The organism is Mesorhizobium sp. M8A.F.Ca.ET.208.01.1.1 (assembly GCF_004791315.1).
GTDB lineage: Bacteria > Pseudomonadota > Alphaproteobacteria > Rhizobiales > Rhizobiaceae > Mesorhizobium.
Genome location: NZ_SRUT01000119.1, coordinates 1 through 369, shown reverse-complemented (window position 1 = coordinate 369; position 369 = coordinate 1). Strand labels below are relative to the sequence as shown.

At 63.7% G+C, this 369-nt stretch carries 1 protein-coding gene; it reads right to left on the bottom strand.

The window, feature by feature from the left end:
- On the bottom strand, window positions 1-369 hold a 369-nt coding region (locus EN851_RS34545), incomplete at both ends, for an ATP-binding cassette domain-containing protein (protein WP_135931068.1).

The window sequence follows — 369 nt, the reverse complement described above, 5'->3', positions numbered from 1 at the left end:
GCGGTCGGCAAAGTCGTGGGCGAAGCCCATCTCATGGGTGACCAGAAGCATTGTCATGTCGGTCTCGGCGGCGAGCTTGCGCATGACGTTGAGCACCTCCTCGACCAGCTCAGGATCGAGCGCCGAGGTGACTTCGTCGAACAGCATGATCTTCGGTGAGAGCGCCAGCGCTCTTGCGATCGCCACGCGCTGCTTCTGGCCGCCGGAAAGCTGCGCCGGCATCGCTTTCGCCTTGTCGGCGAGGCCGACCATGTCGAGCAGTTCCATCGCCCGCTTCTCGGCGGCGGCTCGCGCGACGCCCTTGGTCAGCATCGGCGCCAGGGTGACGTTGTCCATGACGCATTTGTGCGGAAAGAGATTGAAGAGCTG